The sequence below is a fragment of the Kitasatospora sp. NPDC059803 genome, from assembly GCF_042732255.1.
Taxonomy (GTDB): domain Bacteria; phylum Actinomycetota; class Actinomycetes; order Streptomycetales; family Streptomycetaceae; genus Kitasatospora.
In genome coordinates, this window is the sequence record NZ_JBHWIJ010000428.1 from 1 (window position 1) to 5,313 (window position 5,313).

Genomic DNA, 5,313 nt, shown 5'->3' on the forward strand with positions numbered 1-5,313 from the left:
GGCCGGGGCCGCCGTCGTGTTCGCGGTTCCTGGGAAGTGGGTGGCGCGCTGGTGCGAGCCGGTCAGTGGGCGGCCGCGCGTTGGAGGGCGCTGGCGAGGAGGGCGAGGTCGGTGGGGCCGTTGCCGAGTTCGCGGACCGGGCGGCGGGCGGGTGGGGCGCCGAGTTGGAGCGGGTCGATCGCGACGACGGTGGGGCGCAGGGTGGCGGTGCGCGGGATGCGGCCGCTGATCCGGGCGGTCTGGAAGGCGGTGACGCCGCCGTCCGGCAGGCGCAGGTAGCCGCGGCCGGGGGTGTCCTCGGGCAGGGCGGCCGCGTCGCCGAGGTGGATCAGCAGGTCGGAGTCGGCCGGGTCCTCGGTGCGCAGCGCGATGCGGAGCAGGGCGGCCTCGTCGACCTCGGTGCCGGCGCTCTCCTCCGGGTGGCCGGTGGTGACCGCGAGGTGGACGCCGAGCGGGCCGCCGTGGCGGGCGACCGCGGCGAGGGCGCGGGCGAGCGGGCGGCCGGCCCGGCAGGTGGGGGAGAGGAGGGCGTCGTAGTCGTCCACGACGACGACCAGGCGGGCGGGGCAGGGGGCGGCGGCGGGGGAGGTGACCGGCCGGGGGCCGTCGCCACCGCTGCGCGGGTGGATGATCTTCGGGGTGGCGGCGGAGGCCGCGCCGACGACGGCGGGCACCGGGACGGCCGGGTGTCCGGCGAGGCTCTGTCCGGCCAGGCCCTGTCCGTCCAGGCTCTGCGCGTCCAGGCTCTGCCCGTCCAAGATGCGGGCGGCGTGCCAGGAGGCGAAGTCCAGTCCGTCGAACAGCCGCTCGCGCAGGGCGAGTTCGTCCTCCAGGGCCTCCGCGGCGAGCAGCGCGGCCCGCGGGTCGTCGGCGGCGTTCACCAGGCCGGTGACGTGCGGCAGTTCGGTGCAGCCGTCCAGGCCGTCCTCGGTGGACCGGCCCTCGATGAGGGTGACGGTGAGGCGCTCGGGGCGTTCCGAGACGGCGAGCGAGGCGACCAGGGTGCGCAGCAGCTCGGTCTTGCCGGAGCCGCGGGCGCCGCCGATGAGTAGGTGCGGGCCGCCCGGGTCGGGGGAGGGGAGGGCGAGTTCGGGGTCGGCCAGGTCGAGCGTGCAGAGCTCGTCCCGGGTGGTGCCGAGCAGCGCGGTGGCGGCGCCGATGCCGCCGGCGTGCGCTGCCCAGCGGGCGGACAGCTTGGCCGGGGTGACGGTGTCGAGCTGGAGCAGGTCGAGCAGCCGCAGTGCGTCGGGCAGCGGGCCGCGGGCGGCCGGGGCGGCCTCGCGCAGCGGGGCGAGCACGCGGGCGAGCCGTTCGGCCCAGGCGTCGGAGACGGCGTCCAGGGAGACCTCGTGCAAGGTCTCCCGGCCGCGGGCGACGGGGCGGTCGAGGGAGAGCTGGGTGCCGACCTCGCCGGTGATCAGGGCGGTGGCGCCGAGGCCTCGGGGGAGCAGTTCGGGCTGCTCGGCGAGGCAGACCGGGAAGATGCCGACGGCCGGTCCCTGGCGCAGCAGCAGGTCGACGGCCTGCCGGGCGGTCTCGGTGGTCGGGCGGCCGTCCACCACGACGACGGTGGCGGGGTGGCCGCCGAGGCCGGCCGGGCCGCTGAGCCGGGCGGTGAGTTCGGTCAGCCGGGCGGTGGCCTGTTCGTCGTCGAGGCCGAGCAGCAGCCGGCAGTCCTGGCCGTCGGCGGGGCGCAGGTGGGGCAGCCAGAGGGCCCAGGCCCAGGTGTCGGCGCGTTCTTCGGGGGTGCGGGCCTGGTCGGCGTCGACGACGACCAGGCTCAGGCCGGTCGGCGGGTGCAGGGCGGCGAGCTGGGCGACGACGGCCCGGGTGAGTGCGTCCAGGCGTTCGCGCGGGCCGCTGAGGCCGAGGCTGCCGGCGGTCTGCAGGTCGAGGGTGACGGGGACGGCGGGCAGCATGGTGCCGGGTGCGGTGCCGGGGCCGCCGGGGCGGTCGGCGGTGCCCAGGCGCAGGGTGAGCGCGTCGGGGTGGCCGGGGCCGCGCTCCCAGAGCCGGGGGCCGGGGCCGACGGCGTTGAGCAGCAGGGTGGCGAGATCCGGCCACCGTTCGCGCTGGGCGGCGGCCTGGCGCAGTCGTACGGCGGTGTGGTGGCGTTCGGCGCTCTCCTGGCCGGGCGGTTCGGCGGTGCGGCCGAGTCGCAGCGAGAGCAGGCCGCGGCTGCGGCCGGGGGCGGGTTCGGGGGCGGCGGGGGGTTCGGCTACCGGCGGGGTGGGGCGGACCGGTCCTGGGGCGGCGAGCTGGAGGTGGCCGTGGCCGTCGGGCAGGGCGGCGCGGCCGGTGCCGTCGGCCGGGTCGGGGGTGGCCACGTGCAGGGTGGATTCGCCGATGCGCAGCAGGGCGCCGGCTTCCAGCGGGACGGCTTCCTCGGGGGCTCCGGGCGGGACGAGCCGACCGTCCAGGGTGGTGCCGTTGGTGGAGCCGAGGTCGCGGACGGTGATCCTGCCGTCGTCGGCGAGGTGCAGGGCCAGGTGCAGCCGGGAGACGTCGGGGTCGTCGAGCGGGACGTCGGCTTCGCCGGAGCGGCCGATCCGGATCTCCCGGCCGTGCAGCCGGTGCACTCCGCCGGCGTCGGGGCCGCCGACCACGCGAAGTTCGGCGGCGGCAGGGGTGTCGTCGGGGTCGTCGGCGGTCGGGTCGGGCTCGTTGAGGCTGAGGACGGCCCCGTCGAGGAGCGGGGGGTGGCCGAGCAGCGTGTGCTCGTCGACCCGGTGCGCCCCGGCGTACAGGTGCACGTGGGTGGCGGCCCGGGGCCCGCGCACGCCGACGGCGCCGGCGAGGGCGCCCGCGAGGGAGCCGAGCGCGGTGCCGACGGGGGCGGTGACCAGCACGTCCACGTAGGGGATGGCGGAGCCGGCGGCGGCCGGGCCGCTGCGCGGTCGGAGGACGGTCAGCCGGATCTGCATCTCGCCCGCGGGTCCCTTCTGCTGGTGTGGAGCCTGGTACCGCTGCCCGGTGTCGTCGCGGGCGCGCGGGGCGGCCGCGGCGACCCTTTGGGCCACACGAGTGGCGAGTGTCCATCCTGCCATCCGTCACGGACAGTCCGCGCACCGTACCGGATTTGACGATCTTGCGATCATCGCCATGGTGGAGGCGACGGAGGGTCAGGTCAACCGGTGCGGCGAGGGCCCCGTCGGCGGGCCCGCCGAACCGGTCCGGGAACTCCCCTAGGGGATGTCCCCCAACCCCTCCGGGATGGCCTGCCGGTCGCCCCAAAAACCTGAACGGACACCGTTAGAGTGGCCGCAGACACGGGCCCGGCAGGCTCACCGCACCGGCGGAGGAGCGCCCCGCGCGGGCGGCACGACGAGGAGTGCGACAGGTGCGGCCAGTCGGCAGCAAGTATCTGCTTGAGGAGACCCTCGGACGGGGTGCCACCGGGACGGTCTGGCGCGGCCGGGTGCGCCCCGACGTCCAGGTGCCCGGCAGCGAGCCCGGGCAGCTGGTGGCGATCAAGGTGCTGCGCGAGGAACTGGCGTCCGACCCGGACGTCGTGATGCGCTTCCTGCGCGAGCGCTCGCTGCTGCTGCGGCTGACCCACCCGAACATCGTCCGGGTCCGCGACCTGGTGGTCGAGGGCGAGCTGCTGGCCCTGGTGATGGACCTGATCGACGGCCCCGACCTGGCCCGATACCTGCGTTCCAACGGCCCGTTCAGCCCGATCGCCGGCGCCCTGCTGATGGCCCAGGTCGCGGACGCGCTGGCGGCCAGCCACGAGGACGGGATCGTCCACCGCGACCTCAAGCCGGCCAACGTGCTGCTCGCCTCCACGGTGCTGGACGGCACCGAGCAGATGCACCCGATGCTGACCGACTTCGGCATCGCCCGCCTCGCCGACTCCCCGGGCATCACCCGCACCCACGAGTTCGTCGGCACCCCCGCCTACATCGCGCCGGAGTCCGCCGAGGGCCGCCCGCAGACCTCCGCGGTGGACGTCTACGGCGCCGGGATCATGCTGTACGAGCTGGTCACCGGCCGCCAGCCGTTCCAGGGCGACAGCGCGATCGCGCTCCTCCACGCCCACCTGGCGCAGGAGCCGCAGCGGCCCAGCACCATGCCCGAGCCGCTGTGGACGGTGATCGAGCGCTGCCTGCGCAAGGACCCGGCGCAGCGGCCGTCCGCGACCTCGCTGGCCCGCGCGCTGCGGGTGGTGGCGGCCGGCGTCGGGGTGCACGCCTCCCCGTCGGCGGTGGACGAGGCGCTCGCGGTCGGCTCGCTGCTGCTGCCGGACCCGCGCCCGACCTCCGTCCCGAGTGCCGGCGCGGGCGTCCCCGGCCTGTCGCCGGCCGCCCCGGCCGCCCCCGCGGCCCCGCAGTACGACCCGGCCGGGGCGACCCAGGTGATGGGCACCCAGCCGCCGCCCGCCCCGCCGTTCGGGGCCCCGGACCGCACCCAGGTGATGCCGCCCACCGTCGTGCCGCCGCCCCCGCCGGGCGCTCCGGGTGTTCCGGGGTCTCCGGGGGAGGAGACGCCGCACCCGTGGCAGACGCAGCTGCGGGCGGCCCGGGACCGCAACCAGCAGACCCAGGTCGGCTACTTCGGCCCGGAGGACTTCGAGGACCCGCAGGTCGCCCCGAGGCCCTTCCAGGCCGGCCCCCCCGGCTACCAGCCGCAGCCGCCGGCCGGCTACCACCCGGACCAGCGGCGCCAGGGCCCGCCGCCGCCCGGGTACGCCCAGCGGCCGCCGGTGGCCCCGCCGCCCTACCAGGGCGGTCAGGGCTACCAGGCCGGGCAGTCCGGTCACGGCGGCCCGCCGCAGCCCGGGCCCGGTGGACGCCCGCAGCCGCCCGGCGGCTACCGGCCGGCCCCGGCCGCGTACGGGCAGTCGCAGGGCGGCTACCCGCCCCCGCCCGCCCCGGTCCCGCGCCGGGCCGAGCCGCCGGCGCCGCAGCACCGCGAATCGCCGCAGCACCGCGAGCCCCCGCAGCGCCGGGACGAGCCGCGTCGGGACGAGCCGCGCGAGCAGGACCGCCGCGAGCCCGCCCCGCCGCGCGAGCGGCGCCCGCGCAGCCGCAACCGGATGTACATCCCCGGGCTCGGCTGCCTCAAGGGGTGTCTGGTGGTGGTGCTGGTGCTGGTGGTGGCCGGGGTGGCGCTGTGGAACTTCACGCCGCTGCCGCACTACTGGGACAACATCCAGGGCTGGTTCAACACCGTGCGCGACTGGGCGGACGCCCTGTTCGGCAGCTCGAAGAACTGACGCCGGGCCAGGCCCTGCCGTGCGGGCCCGCCCGGTCCAGGGCCGGGGCCGCGCGGCGGGGGTGTGGGGTTTTGGAGAAGTGGCTAGATTTTTAG

The 5,313-nt window shown here is 77.3% G+C and carries 2 protein-coding genes; one reads left to right on the top strand and one right to left on the bottom strand.

Annotated features, from left to right (window positions below; genetic code table 11):
• Window positions 1-62 precede the first annotated feature (62 nt).
• A complete protein-coding gene (locus ACFV6I_RS37280; RefSeq protein WP_380430490.1) occupies window positions 63-3,020 on the bottom strand; it encodes an FtsK/SpoIIIE domain-containing protein in 2,958 nt (985 codons plus the stop codon).
• Window positions 3,021-3,340: 320 nt separating this feature from the next.
• Here ACFV6I_RS37280 and ACFV6I_RS37285 point away from each other — a divergent pair, with 320 nt between their 5' ends.
• Window positions 3,341-5,218 carry a serine/threonine-protein kinase gene (locus ACFV6I_RS37285; RefSeq protein WP_380343623.1) on the top strand — a complete coding sequence of 626 codons (1,878 nt, stop codon included), beginning with the start codon at window positions 3,341-3,343 and terminating at the stop codon, window positions 5,216-5,218.
• The last annotated feature ends 95 nt before the right edge of the window (window positions 5,219-5,313 follow it).